Annotated in this window: 23 protein-coding genes; 11 read left to right on the forward strand and 12 right to left on the reverse strand. The window is 28.3% G+C overall.

The annotated features are described in order from the left end of the window. Positions 1–13: 13 nt before the first annotated feature. Complete coding sequence (gene mazG / locus ACTG3V_RS02305; RefSeq protein WP_439130508.1) at positions 14–793, forward strand: nucleoside triphosphate pyrophosphohydrolase; 780 nt, start codon at positions 14–16, stop codon at positions 791–793. 4 nt (positions 794–797) lie between these two features. Here the strand turns inward: mazG and ACTG3V_RS02310 are convergent, their stop codons facing one another. From ACTG3V_RS02310 to ACTG3V_RS02335, 6 genes are all read right to left on the reverse strand, one after another. Then, entirely contained in the window at positions 798–1,904 is a 1,107-nt protein-coding gene (locus ACTG3V_RS02310; protein ID WP_439130509.1) for a lycopene cyclase family protein, read from the reverse strand. 38 nt (positions 1,905–1,942) lie between these two features. Beyond that, the gene (locus ACTG3V_RS02315) at positions 1,943–3,463 is read right to left on the reverse strand and encodes an ATP-binding response regulator (protein WP_439130510.1); all 1,521 of its coding nucleotides are present in this window, start codon (positions 3,461–3,463) and stop codon (positions 1,943–1,945) included. A 5-nt stretch (positions 3,464–3,468) separates the two neighbouring features. Next, complete coding sequence (locus ACTG3V_RS02320) at positions 3,469–3,954, reverse strand: Rab family GTPase (protein WP_439130511.1); 486 nt, start codon at positions 3,952–3,954, stop codon at positions 3,469–3,471. A gap of 19 nt (positions 3,955–3,973) precedes the next feature. Beyond that, complete coding sequence (locus ACTG3V_RS02325) at positions 3,974–4,789, reverse strand: cell envelope biogenesis protein OmpA (protein ID WP_439130512.1); 816 nt, start codon at positions 4,787–4,789, stop codon at positions 3,974–3,976. Then, complete coding sequence (locus ACTG3V_RS02330; RefSeq protein WP_439130513.1) at positions 4,790–5,143, reverse strand: hypothetical protein; 354 nt, start codon at positions 5,141–5,143, stop codon at positions 4,790–4,792. A gap of 110 nt (positions 5,144–5,253) precedes the next feature. After that, positions 5,254–6,036 (reverse strand): MBL fold metallo-hydrolase, encoded by a 783-nt coding sequence (locus tag ACTG3V_RS02335; protein ID WP_439130514.1) that lies wholly within the window; start codon positions 6,034–6,036, stop codon positions 5,254–5,256. Between the two features lie 76 nt (positions 6,037–6,112). Between ACTG3V_RS02335 and ACTG3V_RS02340 the strand changes: the two genes are divergently transcribed. The 4 genes from ACTG3V_RS02340 to ACTG3V_RS02355 all read left to right on the forward strand — a co-directional run bounded on the left by ACTG3V_RS02340 (position 6,113) and on the right by ACTG3V_RS02355 (position 9,235). Then, a complete protein-coding gene (locus ACTG3V_RS02340; RefSeq protein WP_439130515.1) occupies positions 6,113–7,561 on the forward strand; it encodes a TonB-dependent receptor in 1,449 nt (482 codons plus the stop codon). Between the two features lie 84 nt (positions 7,562–7,645). Further along, positions 7,646–8,194 (forward strand): RNA polymerase sigma factor, encoded by a 549-nt coding sequence (locus ACTG3V_RS02345; protein ID WP_439130516.1) that lies wholly within the window; start codon positions 7,646–7,648, stop codon positions 8,192–8,194. 31 nt (positions 8,195–8,225) lie between these two features. Further along, on the forward strand, positions 8,226–8,765 hold the full coding sequence (locus tag ACTG3V_RS02350; protein WP_439130517.1) for a hypothetical protein: 540 nt from the start codon (positions 8,226–8,228) through the stop codon (positions 8,763–8,765). Positions 8,766–8,776: 11 nt separating this feature from the next. Further along, on the forward strand, positions 8,777–9,235 hold the full coding sequence (locus ACTG3V_RS02355) for a sensor of ECF-type sigma factor (protein ID WP_439130518.1): 459 nt from the start codon (positions 8,777–8,779) through the stop codon (positions 9,233–9,235). A 28-nt stretch (positions 9,236–9,263) separates the two neighbouring features. On the opposite strand, the gene ACTG3V_RS02360 is transcribed toward ACTG3V_RS02355, so the two are convergent. The 4 genes from ACTG3V_RS02360 to kdsB all read right to left on the reverse strand — a co-directional run bounded on the left by ACTG3V_RS02360 (position 9,264) and on the right by kdsB (position 11,302). Further along, positions 9,264–9,458 (reverse strand): hypothetical protein, encoded by a 195-nt coding sequence (locus ACTG3V_RS02360; protein ID WP_439130519.1) that lies wholly within the window; start codon positions 9,456–9,458, stop codon positions 9,264–9,266. 122 nt (positions 9,459–9,580) lie between these two features. Further along, a complete protein-coding gene (locus tag ACTG3V_RS02365) occupies positions 9,581–9,841 on the reverse strand; it encodes a hypothetical protein (RefSeq protein ID WP_439130520.1) in 261 nt (86 codons plus the stop codon). Between the two features lie 41 nt (positions 9,842–9,882). Next, positions 9,883–10,575 (reverse strand): HAD family hydrolase, encoded by a 693-nt coding sequence (locus tag ACTG3V_RS02370; RefSeq protein ID WP_439130521.1) that lies wholly within the window; start codon positions 10,573–10,575, stop codon positions 9,883–9,885. Further along, on the reverse strand, positions 10,568–11,302 hold the full coding sequence (gene kdsB / locus ACTG3V_RS02375; protein WP_439130522.1) for a 3-deoxy-manno-octulosonate cytidylyltransferase: 735 nt from the start codon (positions 11,300–11,302) through the stop codon (positions 10,568–10,570). Before kdsB ends, ACTG3V_RS02370 begins: the two co-directional genes overlap by 8 nt. A gap of 107 nt (positions 11,303–11,409) precedes the next feature. Here kdsB and ACTG3V_RS02380 point away from each other — a divergent pair, with 107 nt between their 5' ends. The 5 genes from ACTG3V_RS02380 (at position 11,410) to ACTG3V_RS02400 (ending at position 16,038) form a co-directional block, all read left to right on the forward strand. Beyond that, a complete protein-coding gene (locus ACTG3V_RS02380; protein ID WP_439130523.1) occupies positions 11,410–11,574 on the forward strand; it encodes a lmo0937 family membrane protein in 165 nt (54 codons plus the stop codon). A gap of 181 nt (positions 11,575–11,755) precedes the next feature. Then, positions 11,756–12,670, forward strand: coding sequence for a hypothetical protein (locus tag ACTG3V_RS02385; protein ID WP_439130524.1), 915 nt, complete (start codon positions 11,756–11,758; stop codon positions 12,668–12,670). A gap of 172 nt (positions 12,671–12,842) precedes the next feature. Next, a complete protein-coding gene (locus ACTG3V_RS02390) occupies positions 12,843–13,787 on the forward strand; it encodes a hypothetical protein (protein ID WP_439130525.1) in 945 nt (314 codons plus the stop codon). Between the two features lie 290 nt (positions 13,788–14,077). Next, complete coding sequence (locus tag ACTG3V_RS02395; protein WP_439130526.1) at positions 14,078–15,004, forward strand: hypothetical protein; 927 nt, start codon at positions 14,078–14,080, stop codon at positions 15,002–15,004. A 110-nt stretch (positions 15,005–15,114) separates the two neighbouring features. Beyond that, positions 15,115–16,038: a hypothetical protein gene (locus tag ACTG3V_RS02400; RefSeq protein ID WP_439130527.1), complete on the forward strand. Its 924-nt coding sequence runs from the start codon at positions 15,115–15,117 to the stop codon at positions 16,036–16,038. Between the two features lie 7 nt (positions 16,039–16,045). Here the strand turns inward: ACTG3V_RS02400 and ACTG3V_RS02405 are convergent, their stop codons facing one another. Then, positions 16,046–16,459: a 6-pyruvoyl trahydropterin synthase family protein gene (locus ACTG3V_RS02405; RefSeq protein ID WP_439130528.1), complete on the reverse strand. Its 414-nt coding sequence runs from the start codon at positions 16,457–16,459 to the stop codon at positions 16,046–16,048. After that, a complete protein-coding gene (gene idi / locus ACTG3V_RS02410) occupies positions 16,452–16,970 on the reverse strand; it encodes an isopentenyl-diphosphate Delta-isomerase (protein WP_439130529.1) in 519 nt (172 codons plus the stop codon). The genes ACTG3V_RS02405 and idi overlap by 8 nt, the downstream gene beginning before the upstream one ends. Before the next feature lie 118 nt (positions 16,971–17,088). Between idi and ACTG3V_RS02415 the strand changes: the two genes are divergently transcribed. Beyond that, the gene (locus tag ACTG3V_RS02415; protein WP_439130530.1) at positions 17,089–17,787 is read left to right on the forward strand and encodes a peptidylprolyl isomerase; all 699 of its coding nucleotides are present in this window, start codon (positions 17,089–17,091) and stop codon (positions 17,785–17,787) included. The last annotated feature ends 4 nt before the right edge of the window (positions 17,788–17,791 follow it).

Below are 17,791 nucleotides of genomic sequence, written 5' to 3' on the forward strand. Positions count from 1 at the left end.
TTAAAACTTAAACATGAACTCAAGGAAAGATCAATTAGCAGCCATAAATCGCCTTTTGGATATTATGGACGATTTACGTGAAAAATGTCCTTGGGATAAAAAACAAACGTTAGAGAGTTTACGCCATTTAACTATTGAAGAAACCTACGAATTAGCTGATGCCATTTTAGACAATGATTTACCAGAAATTAAAAAAGAATTGGGTGATGTGTTGTTGCACATTGTTTTTTATGCAAAAATAGGAAGTGAACAAAAGGCTTTTGATATTGCTGATGTTGCCAATAGTATTTGCGATAAGTTGATTGATAGACATCCTCATATTTATGGAGATGTTAAGGTTAAAGATGAAAACGATGTAAAAAGAAACTGGCAACAATTAAAACTCAAGGAAGGTAAGCAATCGGTTTTAGAGGGTGTCCCAAAGAGCTTGCCTGCTGTTGTAAAAGCCAATAGAATTCAAGATAAAGTGGCTGGAGTTGGTTTTGATTGGGAAAAACCAGAGCAGGTTTGGGAAAAAGTACAAGAAGAGCTCTCTGAATTAAACGAAGAAATTAAAGCCAACCATAAAGAAAACATTGAAAAAGAATTTGGTGATGTTTTGTTTTCTATGATTAATTATGCTCGTTTTATTGGGGTGAATCCTGAAAATGCCTTAGAAAAAACCAATAAAAAGTTTATCAATCGTTTTCAATTTTTAGAAAAAGCTGCCAAAAATGAAGGGAAAACCTTATCTGAAATGTCTCTCGAAGAAATGGATGTATATTGGAATGCTTCTAAAAAATATTTCTCTTAAAAAATCAACTATTTTCTAATCCATATTCACCAGATAAAGAACGTATTGCTCTAGCATCTGGATATAATTTAGATATCAACAACACATAATCCATCAAAAGGCTATTTTGAGAATATTTAAAAAAACGTTCTTGAGCTCTTTTTGATCGTTGATAATTGGCTAAAAAACGATTTTTCCAATCAGTTTCATAGTTTTTCAATAAACTTAAATCATTGTTTTCTAATGATGTATGTATAGCTTTACTTGCCATAATTGCAGCTTCGAAAATAAACTTATAACCTTCGCCTACAATTGGGTTTACTTGCGAAACAGCATCGCCCACACATACTAAATTATTTACTATAAACTTGTCTAACACAGGAGTAATAGGAATACTCCCTCCTTCTACTTTAACATTATCTTTGATTACCAATTTTTTAATGGCAAGTAATTCTAAAATTTTATGTAATCTATTTTTTAAATCTTTTACAATTTTATCATCAAACGTACCAAAACCGATAATGGCTCTTTGGTTTTTTAGCGGAAAAATCCATCCATAACCTCCTTGAAATACTTTACCAATTAAGAGGTGCATTTCAGTAGCTTTTCCTAAATACTTTACATTGTATTCTACTCCTGTAGCTAATTGCGTTTTCTTAGCTATTAGGCCTACTTTTTTACTCAATACACCAGTTGTACCAGATGCATCAACAAATAATTTTGCAATATATTTTTCTTTATTTTGATCTAATACAGCTGTAAAATTTCCATGGTTATCTGTCTCTATATTTTTAATGTGTACACCTGTTTTTATTGTAACATAATTACCATCAATGGCGTTTAAAAGTTCAACATGAATTTGTTTTTTATCAAGAATATATAGGTTTGATTTTATATTTCTTTTTACTCTTTTAGACACCAAAGAAACCGTATTTATGTTTTGTGCTATTACGTTTTGTGTAAAACCAAAATCATCTACATTCATAAAACTTCCAAGAGTATTGAAAGAAAACTCTAGCAAATTTTTTTTTCTATCTAAAAGTAATACGTTGTGTTTTAACTTTCCTAACTCTCTAGCTAAAAGCATACCCGCTGTTCCACCACCAACAATTACAACATCAAATTTTTTCATTATAATAAAATGATTTTTATCTTTTGAAGCTTTTTATTTTACAAACAACTTACAATTTTACCAATCAATTCTACAGGTCTGTATGGCTTAAAGATAACCTCTTCAAACCCCAATTTCATGTATTCATCCCTATACTCAGGGGTTGCATTACCTGTTAGCGCTAAAAAAGGGGAAGTAATATTTTTGGACAAATTGGGTTTCTTTTTAATCAATTCTTCACCTGTTAATTCTGGCATGTGAATATCTAAAATAACCACATCGAAATCATGATTTGTTAAAGCATTTAACGCCTCTAATCCATTATTTACTAACGTTAAGATAGCATGCTCTTTTTCTAAAAAATAGCCTGTAATTTTTTGATTTAATAAATCATCATCCGCTAACAAAACACGTTTACCTTTTAAGTTTTTAAGAGGTAAAGTATCGTTTTTTAGTTCTTTTTTGAGTGAATTATTAAATACTTTTTGAAAAGGAATATCTACAGAAAAGCTAGTGCCTTGATGCAAAACACTGTTAACAGTAATGGAACCATTCATAGCACTTACCAATCTTTTTACGATAGATAATCCTAAGCCTGCACCCCCATGAATTCTGTTATCATTTAATTCTGTTTGCCCATATTCTTCAAAAATCTTTACAGTTTGTTCAGCAGTCATTCCTCTACCAGTATCACTAACTTTAATTCGTATTTCTGATGTAGTTTCGTTCTCTGATAGTAGTTCTGATTGCAAAGTTATTTTTCCTTTTTGGGTAAATTTTGATGCATTACTCATTAAATTGGCTATAACTTGAGTAACTCTAACAGCGTCTCCTAAAAGTAGTTCAGGTATTTTATTAGATGTTAAAAACTCTAAAGCAACTAAATTATTTTTATTTTGAATTTTATAATTCAAAAATGTGCCTTTTAAGATTGCGTTGATATTGATTTCTTCTGATACCAGCTCTAATTTACCAGCTTCTATTCTCGATAAATCTAAGATATCATCAACAATTACTTTTAAATTTTTTCCTGCTATGGTTAAATAACCAACATATTCTTTAACTTTTGGGTTTAAATTTTCTTGAGATACTAAATCTGTATACCCTAAAATAGTATTTAAAGGATTTCGAACTTCGTGACTCATCATTGCCAAAAATCTCGATTTCTCTTCGTTGGCTTTGTCTGATGCTTTTCGCAAAATAGCCAATTGTTTGTTTTTTTCTGCAATTTCTTTTTCTAGAAAAAACAAATCGTTTCTATTTTGGTTGAGTTTTGATATGGTTTTATAAATGTGTGTTCTATTGTGAATTAAAATAGTTATGGCTTCTTGATCTTTATACAATTCCATATCCACATTATATTCTTCATTATCAGAACTGATAATCATCCCCTCAATCAAATAATTTTCTTGATTGGGTAACGCTTCTAGCGTACCAAAAAGATATGGACAACTATTAAAAATTGATGTATTTTCTGTAAACTCTTTTGCTGCAAATTTACCTGCAACAATTTTATTGATAACTCCTTCTTGGTTTACTAGGATTTCAATAAAAACATTCTCAATTTTTGGAGGTATCAAAAGCTTTAGTTTAGGGATTGTTTTGCTAAAGTAATAAAAGCGTCTTCAACATTGTCGTTTTCTTTAGCACTTGTTATTAAATCAATAGGTATTGCTATTTTTTCTTTAACAGCTTGTAATTCTGTATGCGAAAGCAAGTCATTTTTATTACCAACAATAGTAATGTTTTTTAAGCCAGATAAATCTTTAACAACCTTTAATTGCTGCTCTAAATTTAAATATGTGTCTTCTCTAGTTACATCAAAAACATACATGGCAGCACTTGCGCCTAAAAAATAAGCTTTGGGTACTTTTTCATCTGCATTTGTACCAGCAACATCCCAAATTAATAATTTAATTTTTTCGGTATTTAAATCTATAATTTTAGTACTAACCCTAACACCAATGGTACTTATATAATCTTCAGAAAACTCGTTTAACACAAACCTTCTTATCAGCGAAGTTTTACCTACACCAAAATTACCTACTAGTAAAACTTTTTTTGCTATCATTTAAATATTATTAATACTACTAATCTTTTAAGATAAAAGTTTCAAAGATTAATTTACTTAACCGCTCTTCATCTTCTAAAAAACTTCTGTCTTTAAGTATTTGCTCTGCAAGAGTATTTGTATCATCATAAAGTTTTTCTTTAAAGTCTAGGTTTAAAATTCCAGAAGTTGCTGTTGCTATATATATGGTTCTAAAATTTTGAATGGATAGCTGAAAATTTTCGAATCTAATATCTTCTAAATCTTGACTTTCTTTAGAAAAAGCATCTTCTGCAAAAGATTTAATAGCAGTTAACATACCAGATACCATATCTTTATCTGCAATATTACCTCTTGAAAAATTTCCTTTTAATAAACCTGAATTCTTTTCTATGACAAAAATTTCTTCGATAATAGGTTCAAAAACTTCTTGCAAAACATCATCTGCATCTGTTCTCTTTCCTTTAAAAAGACGTTTGATAATTTGAGAAATAGAAAATTTCTCATTAATTGTTTGGTTAATAGACTCTGTTAGTTTGGTTATTTCTGCAACAATAAATTTCTTAATTAGCCTACCTATAATAGGATAAAGTGCTTCTACAACCTCATCTTTTGAGTCTCTTATTTGAATTTTTATAGTTTCTGTAATAGTATCACCAAAATATTCTGGAAAATTAATTTTTAATTCTTCTATTTTTCCATCAATTAAAGGAGATACTTCATCCTTAAACTTTTCATATTCAAGAATCTCTTGTTTAAGAAGACTAAGATTTTTTCTATCATCTTCTAATAAAAGTTCTTTTAGCAACTCAAATCGATTGTCTACATTTTTATTATCTAGAGTTGAGTTTCCCATTTATTCCTGCAACATCAGGGCTATCTTTTCTAAAGCTTTACCTAGTTTTCTTCGATCTGCTTTTTCATCATCTAAATCTGCTAAACGCTTGTCTAAATCATCATTTAAATCTTGAAATTTATGATCTACTAAACTCTCTAAATCTGATAATTTATTTTCTAAATTCGTTACAGCTTCTGCTAAATTTTTATTGGTACTATTTTTTAGCGACTCAATTTTTTCATAGACATCTGCAAATTCAGAATCATATTGTTGAATATTTTCTCCAAAAATAAGATCTCTTACAGCTGCAATTCTGCTATCTACTTGTGGGCTAGCAGTTGATTTTTTGTTTGTTTCAGGATTATTTTCCATGCGTTTTTAATCGTGGTTAGATTTTGTTTGAATTATATTTACCATTGTGCAAAGTCTGTTAAACATAAGCATTACAGACAAATATACACTAAAAAACAAAGTATTAAAATCTATAAGCTAAGTTTAAGACCATCATAGGCTAAAAAAACATTTTTTGGGAGAATTTTTGAAGTTTCTTTATGAAAACCTAATTTATGACTGATATGAGTAAAGTATGCTTTTTTAGGTTGAATTTCCTCTACAAAATCTAACGCTTCTTGTAAATTAAAATGGGTAGGGTGTTCATCAATTCTTAAAGCATCCACTACTAAAACCTCTAAATTTCTTAATTTCTCTTTTTCTGACTCTTCTATATATTTAATATCTGTTATGTAGGCAAAATCTTGAAAACGGTATGCAGTAATTGGCAATTTACCATGAAAAACTTCAATGGGTGTTACTTCTAAGCCAGCTACTTTAAACGTTTCTTTATGAATAATATTTGGTTTTACTGTAGGTGCTCCTGGGTATTTAAGTGCAGGATCAAATATATATTCAAACCTTTTTTCTAAACTTTTTAAGGTTAATTTATTCAAATAAATGGGCATCTCCCCTATTTTATAGCAAAATGCTCTTAAATCGTCTAAACCTCCTATATGGTCTGCATGCTGATGTGTAAAAAAAACACCATTTAAAGACTGCACATTTTCTCTTAACATTTGCTGCCTAAAATCTAAACCACAATCAACTGTGTACGAAACATCATCCCAAGAAATTAAAATAGAGGAACGCAAACGTTTATCTTTGGCATCTTTTGATAAGCAAACAGGATCGCTACTGGCAATCATAGGAATTCCTTGAGATGTACCTGTACCTAAAAAAGTAATATTTAACAGTTTTTTATCTTTTTTCATCCCAACAAAAATAAGATAAAAATTGACTGGTAGCTCACTAATTTAGTACATTTGTTAACTACATAAAAAACCTAATATGGCTATTTCTTTAAGAGGAGATCAAGAAATTAGTAGTGTACCTACTACAAAAAACAAAGCATTAAGAATAAATTTAAACACTGATATTTACGGAACTTTTGCCGAAATTGGAGCAGGACAAGAAACTGCTCGTAATTTTTTTAGGTCTGGAGCTGCTTCTGGAACTATTGCAAAAGCAATGAGTGCTTACGATAAAGATTTTTCGGATGCAATTTATGGTGTTGAAGATGACAGGCGTTATGTAACTCAACCACGATTAAAAAAAATGTTAGGGCATGAGATTGACTTAATGGAAGATCGTTTAAGTAGAGAAAAACACCCTAACAAACTTTTTTTTAGCTACGCAAATACAGTAACCACCATTGATTTTGCACGAAAATTTAAAGGTCATGGTTGGGTAGGAATCCGTTTTCAATTAGATCCTTTAGAAGGTTACAATGAAATTGTTTTACACCTGCGTTTTAAAGAAACAGATGCAAGATTACAACAAGAAACCCTTGGTATTTTAGGTGTTAACTTAATTTACGGTGCTTTTTATTTAAATGATAATCCTAAAGAATTGGTAAAATCTTTTTACGATAATTTAGGAAATCATCAGTTAGAAATTGACATGATTAATTTCTCTGGACCACGTTTTATGTATGTAGATAATCGTTTAATGAGCTTACAACTCCTTAAAAATGGAATGACCAATGCAGTAATGTTTGGGCCTGATGGAAATAATTTATTACCAGCTCAAGTACTTTATAAGAAAAATATCCTAGCATTAAGAGGTAGCTTTAGACCTGTTACCAAAGTAAATATGGATATGTTTGAGCAGTCTAAAAGAATGTTTTTAAAAGAAAACAAAGTTGAAGAAAGCAAAACACAAATTATTTTTGAAATTACGTTAAGTAATTTATCTGCAGAAGGTAAAATAAACGAAAGAGACTTTTTAGACAGAGCTGAATTATTGTGTTCTTTAGGGCAAAATGTAATGATCACCAGTTTTCAACAATACTTTAAATTGGTAGAATACTTTAGTGAATTTACCAAAGAAAGAATGGCGTTGGCTATGGGAGTGTACAACTTGATTCAGATTTTTGATGAAAAATATTATCGTGATTTAAGTGGTGGAATTTTAGAAGCGTTTGGAAAACTATTTTACAGAGATTTAAAAGTATACATGTACCCTTATCATGATCCTGATTCTGGCGAATACATTAATAGTAAAAATTTAAAAGTACACCCAAGAATGAAAGAGTTGTATAAATTCTTTAAAAACAATGGAAAACTTTTAGATATTACTGACTTTGATAAAGATATTTTAGACATTTTCTCGAGAACAGTTCTTAAAATGATTCGTCATGGAGAGCAAGGATGGGAAGAAATGTTACCAGAAGGTATTGCAGAAATCATAAAACAAAAACGTTTGTTTGGTTACTCTAGAACAAGAGTGAAAAAGTAATTATCACAAATATTTATAAATTTTATACAAAAGTTATTTAAACCTTTTTAGTATTTTACTGTCTTATAAAAAACCTTGTTTTTTTTGACAGACGAAATTTCTTTAGTAGTACAACTTCAAAACCCGAAAACCAGAGAAAAGGCTTTTCAAGTATTGATTACGCAGTACAAAGAGCGTTTGTATTGGCATATTCGAAAAATTGTTATTGTACATGATGATGCTGATGATGTTTTACAGAATACCTTTGTGAAAATTTTTAAAAATATCGAAAAATTTAACCAACAAAGTAAATTGTACTCTTGGATGTATAGAATTGCCACAAACGAATCTATAACATTTATCAACAAAAGAGCTAAAGAACGGAATCTAGATATTTCTGACTACCATCAACAATTAGCAAGTACTTTAGAAAGTGATGTCTTTTTTTCAGGTGATGAAATTCAGATTATTTTACAAAAAGCAATTGCCACATTGCCAGAAAAACAACAATTGGTTTTTAATATGAAGTATTTTGATGAACTAAAATACAATGAAATTTCTGAAATTTTAGAAACCTCTGTTGGTGCTTTAAAAGCTTCCTACTTTCATGCTGTAAAAAAAATTGAAACCTACATAAAAACAAAATCACATTAAACCTTTTAATTTTATATAGGTCTAACTAACAATGGAAAACGAAATTAAACATAGCGAAAATTTTATAAAAAATAAGGTAGGCAAAAAACCATTTTTTGATGTACCTACAGATTATTTTGACACTATTGAATTTGATGTTTCAGCTAAAATTACTGAAGATAACTTTGATAAAACTACAGCTTTTAAAGTTCCTAAAGATTACTTTAAAAACTTAGAGCAAGAGATATTAGCAAATATTAACATAGACAAAAAATCAACGAAAGTTATTACTTTTAGAGAGCGTTTGTTTAAAGTAATACCATATGCAGCTGCAGCATCAATTGCTTTGTTTATTAGCTTAAATTCCTTTGTTTTTAATATCAATAACGAACTTAATTTTGAAAATATTTCAGACGCTGAAATAGAATATTGGCTAAACGAAAATACCATAAACACGAGTGAAATTATCACTATTTTGGAAGATGAAATTTTAGATGAAACTGCATTTTCTTTTGCTAATCTTAACGACAAAAGTATTGAAGATTACATTAATTCAATAGATAATACGTCACTATTAAATGAATTAAACTAAAATTATAGATTATGAAAAGAATCATCACTTTTATAGGTATTTCACTTTTTTGTACACTTTCAATACAATCACAGAAAGGAAAAGAAAGCTGGGAAAAAATAAAAGCTTTAAAAATTGCATATTTAACAGAGCAATTAAACCTAACCAGTACTGAAGCTGAAAAATTTTGGCCTGTATATAATGCATACAATAAAGAACAGCATTCTATTAGAGGTAACTACAGATCTACATTAAGAAAAACTATTAAAAAAGAAGATGTGGATAATATTACTGAAGAGGATGCAAAAAAATTAATTGATTTAAAGTTACAAACAGACAAACAATTATTTGCATCACAACAAAAATTTACTGAAAAAATAGTCCATGTAATATCTTATAAAAAAATAATTAAATTACAAATTGCAGAAATGGAGTTTGGAAGAAAATTAATGAGGAGGTACAAACAAAAAGAACCAAACCCTAAACATTAAAAAAAGGAAGCAAATTTGCTTCCTTTTTTCATTTTACAAGACTCAAACAAGAGTATAATTCTGGTTTATTAGCTGTAAATTGTTTTAACCAGATGACCAATTCATCTATTTCATAAGGTAACAATCTACTCATTGCTTTTTCTAACTCTTTACAAAACAACTCAGAATTGAAACTCACTTTTTGTAACACAGTTTTTGTGTATTCAAACATTGCTCTAGCCATTTTACTTAAAGATTTATGTTAAACAAAACGTATAATTTTTATTTTTATTGCGTCTAAATTATAAAAAAACCAACATTAAAGAATAATGTTGGTCTTAAAATTTTGTTTATAATTTGTTAAAATCACAAGCTATTTACTTTTTCTACCAACGCTTTTGCCTGTGTTTCTAGTTCAGCATTAATCGCTTTAAAATGTGCTTGTTTATCTTCAATATTTTTTGCGTTAACTTTTGCAATTAAACTGTCGAAAGTTTCAATAGCCTCATCTACAATAGCTTCACCTTTTTGGGTTTCATTTTTTAAAATTGAAACATCTAAAGTATACTCAATAACATCACCTAAAACGTAATTGATATCCTTTTTTAAATTCTTTATACTTGCCATAAATCGTATCTTTTATAAAGTGCAAATTTAGTTTATTTTATTTATATCAACTGTAAAACTTCTTTAATATTTGGCAGTGTATAATACTGCTTTTTAGAAAACGATTCTACAGAAACCTCTTCATGAGCCCATGTGGTATGAAAAGGTACGTGAATGGCTTTTGCCCCAACTTTAATTAAAGGTAAAACGTCTGATTTCAGAGAATTACCAATCATTAAAAGTTCTGAAGGCTGAATATCTAAATGTTTAATGAGTTTTAGATAATCGCTTTCTTTTTTATCGCTCATAACCTCTACATGATGAAAATATTTTAATAAGTTAGATTTTGCTAATTTTCTTTCTTGATCTAACAGATCTCCTTTGGTGGCAACTATCAACTTAAATTTTCCTTGTAGAGCTTGTAAAACTTCATTTACTCCTGGCAAAAGCTCTATTGGTTTTTCTAACATTTCTTTACCAATATTTAAAATAGTTTCAATTTTATTTTGACTAATTTGATAGTTAGAAAGTTCTAATGCACATTCAATCATAGATAGTACAAACCCTTTGATACCATAACCATATAAACGTAAGTTTTCTATCTCTTTTTTAAAAAGCTCTTGGTCTGTTTTATTTTCTGTTTCGTATTTTGTTAATAGTTTTGCAAATGCATGTTCTGCCTCTCTAAAATAAGTTTCATTAACCCAAAGTGTATCATCTGCATCAAAAGCAATAACTTTTATATTTTTAAACATTTTTAAGTTGTTTTATCGCCTCTTTTAAATCTTCTGGAGTATCAATACCTACAGCTTCAACAGAGGTTTCTACCATTTTTATTTTTTTACCAATTTCTTGGTATCGTATTGCTTCGATTTTTTCGGCAGCCTCTAAAGGTGTAATTGGTGTGTTATAAAAGTCTATTAACGCTTGTTTTCTGAATGCATAGACTCCTTTATGCTTGTAATACTTTACCTTAATATCTGTATCTCTGTGATATGGAATTACGCTTCTAGAAAAATAAATTGCTAAATTATTATAGTCTGTAATTACTTTTACGTTATTAGGGTTTTCGATATCTTTTTTATCGGTAATTTCTACTTTTAGCGATGCTAAATCAATTTCTTTTTTTATGTCTTTTTTAAAAACATCAATTAATTTCGACAAAGAAATTGCATCAATAAAAGGTTCATCACCTTGAACGTTTACTACAATATCTACCGCTAAATTTTCAACAGCTTCTGCAATTCTATCAGAACCACATTCGTGTTCTTTTGTACTCTTTATCACTTTACCACCTGCATTTTCTATTGTATCAAAAATAACATCAGAGTCTGTAACTACATAAACATCAGCAAATAAATTAGTATGTAAAGCAGCCTCATAGGTTCTTAAAATTACAGGTTTTCCACCTAAATCTTTCATTAATTTTCCAGGAAAACGTGATGCACTATAACGTGCAGGAATCATTGCTATGATTTTCATAATTATCAGTTATTGATGCAACAAAGATAAGATTTAAATGGATAGTGTTAATTTTATAGATGAATTAGACCGAATTTACAACCATAACAAATAAATAAAATAAAATTATGAGAAGTATATTATGGTTAGTTGCAGTAATTTGTATAATAATTTGGTTGTTAGGCTTTTTTGGTCTTGCATCTGGAATGCCAACAGGAAATTTAATTCATATACTATTGGTAATTGCAATAATTAGTGTTTTATACAATTTAATTACGGGTAAAAGACGTTAAAAAAATATAAAAACATTTTTTTCTTCTTAAAAAAATAATTCATTATAATTTGATGCAAAAATTGTAAAAATAAAGATCAAAACTTACAAATTAGTATCTCAATTAATGAATACAATAAAAAGTTTTCATTATTTTTACCACTTTGTTCCTCAACTATTATAATGCATTATTTTAATTGAAATTGAGAATAACCCTAGCCCTACTTTTTTGCATCTTATCAACTACAATTATTTTTGGAAGGCAAAGAACGTTATATGTAGATAATTTTATCAATATTATTGGTAGCCCAAATAAAGAAGACAAATTATTATTATTTGCTCAACGTAATAATTTTAAAACCCTCATCTTATATCAGCTCAATAAAGTTGATAAAATTTGGAATTTAACTGACCCAAGAAAAAACAGTGTTTTGGCTGAATTTATTGAGAAAGCCAAAACTAAATTTAGCATAACATATATAGGTGCTTCTGGTGAGTCTGCTCTGTTTTTTAAAGATGTAATTGATCCCTACAACAATACTAGAAATAAAGCTGAAGAAAAATTTGATATTTATAATTTAGAATATGAGTATTGGTCTAAAAAAGCTTCTGGGCCTAATGGTTATTATTGTGTAAATTATTTAGAAGAAAACGCAATACCTTGCGATAGAAGCGGATCTTTTAATTATTTTATAGCCAATTTAAAACACTTAAACAACCTTTGTAAAAACAATAAGCACCCTATAAAAACAGAGGCTTATTTAGGGTATTATTCTCAAAATGAAATTTCTACAATTGTAAAATACTGTGATCGGTTAATTATACAAACCTCTGGAAATTCACCAAAGATATCTTTTAATTTTGCTAAAAAGAGTTTATCTCTAATTTCTAAAATTAAGACCAACGTTAAAACATCCATTTTGTATACTACACGCATGAATGAAATGGGATATTGGTTTAAATCAAATAGTTTAGATACTGCAGAACAGCAATTTTTTAATGCCATGAATGCTAACAACTATTTGCTTAAGAAAAGCATAAATTTAGATGGTTTTAGTTATCATACTTATTCTTTTTTAGAAAAATCAGTTGCTTATTTTTCTTATTCTAAAAATTAGGAATAATCACATTTATAAATTGTTAAAAAAATCCAGTTTATTTCGCATTATTATACCAAATTAATTATTGATATTTTTTAATCGTTAGCTAAAATAGTTGTATTTTTACAGCTGTTAAATCCCTTAAATCCCCTTAGGTATGCAATGGAAATTCCCTAAATTTCTAGTGATAATGCTGTTTACTGTATTTCAAATTTACAGTGCAAATAGAATTCTTTATGTAGATCAATTCTACGACATTCTTGGTAATGATGAAAAAGAAAATAATCTTTTAGATTTTACCGTAAAAAATGGTTTTGATAAAATTATTTTATATGATTTACATAAAATAAACCGAGATTATCCTTTAGCAGATCTTAACACAAACGATATTCTAGCTCGTTTTATTTTTAAAGCAAAAATAAATTACGGCCTTGCAGGTGTTGGTGGTTCTGGAGAAAGTGCAGATTTTTTTATAAAGGCTATACATGCCTATAACATGTCTAGAATAAATCCTGTTGAAAGGTTTGACACCTATAATTTAGAGTATGAATATTGGAAAAAATCTCCTTCAGAAAATGGTGGTTATTATTGTATAAATTACCTAAAAAAAACAGGACAGTCTTGCAATAGAAAAAATAGCTTTAAATTCTTTATCAACTCTTTAGCTGTTATGAAAAAGCTCGCTAAAGAAAACAGTCATAAAGTTACAGTAGAAGCTTACGTAGGTAAATATTATAAACACGAAATTAAGAAAATTGCTAATTACGTAGATAGACTTCTAATTCATGTTTATGTAGAAAATCCGAAGCACGGATTTAATTTTGCAAATAAGCGCTTAGAATATCTATCAGAAGTAAAAAATATGCCAAAAACATCTATAATTTACTCTTCAGAAATTTTATTTATGGGCGGTTGGTTAAAATATAATTCTTTAAAAAAAGGTGAAAATATTTTTATTGATAGCTTAAAAAAGAATAATAAAGGTCTTTTAAGAAAAATAAAATTTACAGATTTCACCTATTACAATTACAATTATTTGGCAAAATCAGTAAAGTATTACAACAACTCACAGATTACTGATTTTGATTCTAAAATCGATAAAAATGAAGTAATTATTACTTCAGAAAAACCCTAAATGTCAATTTTAATTCTCAAAACACATTATACTCTCTTTAAAATTGAGTAGGGTATTTTAAGTTTTTGGCAAAGAAATTAAATGTGTAAAGTATCATTGTTGAACTGCGTTTTTTAATGATAAAAAAAATGTCTTAATTTAAGTTTAAAAGCAAAATATAATATTCCTAAATTATTAATTTTATACTAATTTCTCTATAGTACAGCATCAAAATATTTTAATACGATTTATTTATATTTTTACTATTATTAGAAATAAAATCGTATATTCACATAAATTCCCCCAATAAAATGAGAAATATACATTTTAAGATAAATATACTTTTTGCATTCATCTTTTCTTTTAATGTATTATCTGCACAAAGAGCTTTATACGTAGATGATTTTAACGATATTCTAGGTAATAAAGATGAAGAAGAACAACTACTTTATTTTGCCCAAGACAATAATTTCACCCAACTAATTTTGTATGAGTTACATTTGGTAAGAAAGCGATTACCAATTAATGATGAAAATAAAATTAGAGTTCTTGCTGATTTTATAACACTTGCAAAAACAAAATACAATATTGATAAAGTTATAGCCTCTGGAGAAAATAGTGAGATTTTTTTAAACTACTTACATATTTATAATGATACAAGAAAACTTGAAATTGAAAGATTCAACGCATACAATATTGAATATGAATTCTGGCATAAAACAAATTCTGATTTAGGAGGATATTATTGCGAAAATTATTTAAGAAAAAATAAGATTCCATGTACAGAAGAAGGCAGTTTCAAATACTTTGAAGAAACCATAAGCGTACTAGACTTTTTAAGAAAAGATGCCAATTATAAATTAGATATTGAAGTGTATTTGGGGAGTTTTAATAAAAAACAAATCCTTAAATTAAAGAAATACAACATCAAATTTAGACTAAGTGCTTATGGTGATAATGTGCAATTCAGTTTTAAAAAAATTGAAAAAAAATTAAAAATGATATCTCAAAGTCGATGTTCTAATGAAGTTTCCATCCTTTTATCATCCGAACCATTGTTTATGTCTGGTTATCTAAAATATAACTCGTTAGAAAGTACAGAGAAAAAATTTAAAAAATACATATCGAAATACAAGAATATAAATTTTACAGAATTTACCTACTTTAAATATTCTGAACTCAAAAAATCGGTGGGTTTTGAAAAATTAAGAAGAACTGGTGTTGAACCCGATTATTAAACTGATTAATTTAAAAATTGAGCCGTACTTGATTTGTCATTGAATTGCAAATGGTAACCTTAAAATAAATGATTATATTTATAGACTTTATTACAAGTTCATAAATGTAAATGAAAATTCACAAATTACTTTTATACTTTTTAGTTGCAACATCATTTTGTTATGGCCAAAAGAAATATGAAAACAGAGCCCTTTATGTTGATAATTTTGCAACCATACTTGGGTCTACAACTTTAGAAAATGAGCTTTTAGAATTTTCTAAAAATCATCAAATAAATACACTTATTCTTTATGATTTGCATAAAATCAATAAAAGATTTCATTTGGGAGACCTCAGTAAAAATCATTTATTGGCTAGTTTCATCAAAAAAGCTAGAACAGAATTTGGTATAAAAAAATTAAGCGCATCTGGAGAGAGTAGTAATTTTTTTATAAAAGCTATTCATCCTTATAACATATCTCGAAAAGATAAATTAGAAAGATTTGACGTTTATAATTTAGAATATGAGTATTGGAACGAAAAAGAATCTTTAGAAGACGGTTACTATTGCAATACCTATCTTAAAAATGTACAATTACCTTGTAACAGAGAAAACTCCTTTAAATATTTTATACAATCCTTATTTGTCATGAAAACTTTAGCAAAAGAGTTAGATGAAGGTATTGAAGTAGAAGCTTATATTGGTAATTTTAAGCATACTGAGGTTAAAGAAATTAGCGAACATGTAGATCGTTTGTTAATTCATGATTATGTAAAAAACCCGAATAGAAACTTTATTTACATCAAAGAACGCTTAAATCTTTTGAATAAAATAAATTCTAAAATAGATATATCTGTTCTCTATTCTTCTGAAATGGATTTTATGGGAAAATGGCTGAAAGACCATAAACTACATGAAGCGGAAATTAAATTTTTTAAAAATTTAGAAGAAAACGACATTTCTTTAGAGAAACATCTTAATTTTAAAGGCTTTTCTTATTACAATTACGGATATTTAAATTATGTTATAAACCTTCACAAAAAAAGGAGATAATCTTGAATTAATTGCCAGAATAACTCACAAAATTTCTTGGAGTTTCATACAAGGTTATTTTTAAATCTAATTCAGTTGGTAAATGCTTGCGTAGTTTTTCATAAGTCACAACACAAATATTTTCTGCTGTAGGATTCAAATCTTTAAATTCAGCGACTTCTATATTTAAGTTTTTATGATCAAAGCAATCTTCTATTTCCGATTTTATCAAATTTTTTAAAATCCCTAAATCAAATACATAGCCAGTTTCTTTGTTAATTTCCCCAGTTAGCGAAACAATTAATTCATAGTTATGGCCATGAAAATTAGGATTACTGCACTTGTTAAAAACTTCGAAGTTTTTTTCGTCACTCCAATCTTTTCTGTATAATCTATGAGCGGCATTAAAATGTGCTTTTCTATGAACTGTAACTTTAGGCATTGCTTAGTTTTTCGTAAGATTCTTTAAAAATTATCTTAAACCACGCTGTATATATAGCCGGATTTTGCTCAATATCTTCTTTAACCTTTTCTAAAGACATCCATTTATAGGCCTCAGCTTCATCTTTATTAATGTTAGGCACATCATCAAAATAACCAATCATTACATGATCAAATTCGTGTTCGGTTAAACCATTATCAAAAGGTGCTTTGTACTTAAAAGAAAAAACTTCTTTTAAATCAGTAGTAAAACCCATTTCTTCTTGCAATCTTCTTTTGCCTGCCTCAAGGTTGGTTTCACCATCTCTTTGATGAGAACAACAAGTATTTGTCCATAATAATGGCGAATGGTATTTGTGTGCTGCTCTTTGTTGTAGCATTAATTCGCCTTTTTTATTAAAAACAAATACCGAAAAAGCCCTATGTAAAAGTGCCTTTTCATGCGCCTCCATTTTAGGCATCAAGCCTATTTTATTATCTTTTTCATCAACTAAAACTACCAATTCTTCCATATTTGCAAATATAAACCAAACAAAAAGCTTTAAAACTTAAATTTATTATAAAATCATAAGGTTTTTCTATTCTTTTATTTTGATGATTTATATTTGAAGTCTTTTTAAATTGAACAACATGAAGTTTTTGTATCGAGTATTTTTCTTACTTATTTTACTAGTTTTCTTTCAATGCAATTCTCCCCAAAAAGAAATCGATAAAAAGGATGTAAATGCGGATACATTATCAATAAAAAAACAACAAGAAAAGAAAATCGCAAAACCATGGGATAGTTTAAATAGTAACAATACAGAAGCTTTTTTAGCAGCCTATGGCAAACAAAACCCAGAAACTAAAGTTATTATAAAAACAAAGTTTGGGAATATTAAACTGCGCCTTTACAAAGATGTACCAATACATAGAGCAAACTTTATCTTTCTTACTAAAATTAAGTACTTTAATACCACAGTTATTTACAGAGTCGCTAAAAATTTTGTAATTCAAGGAGGGAATTCAGATAATATGTACACCCAAAAACAGCGGAGAAAATATGGAAATTATTTAATGAAACCTGAATTTAGACCACATAGAAAGCACAAATACGGAGCTTTGGCTGCTGCTAGACAGTGGGAAAACAATCCTGATAAATTATCTAGTCCTTTTGAGTTCTACATCGTTCATAGTAGAAAGGGAGCACATCACTTAAATAACGAACACACTGTTTTTGGTGAAGTAATTTCTGGTTTCGATACGATGGATAAAATCTCTAAAGTAAAAGTAGGCGTTGATGAATGGCCTGTAAACGACATACAAATGACCATTGAAATTTTAGATTGATAAT

The sequence above is a fragment of the Polaribacter sp. genome (assembly GCF_965660385.1).
Classification (GTDB): Bacteria; Bacteroidota; Bacteroidia; order Flavobacteriales; family Flavobacteriaceae; genus Polaribacter.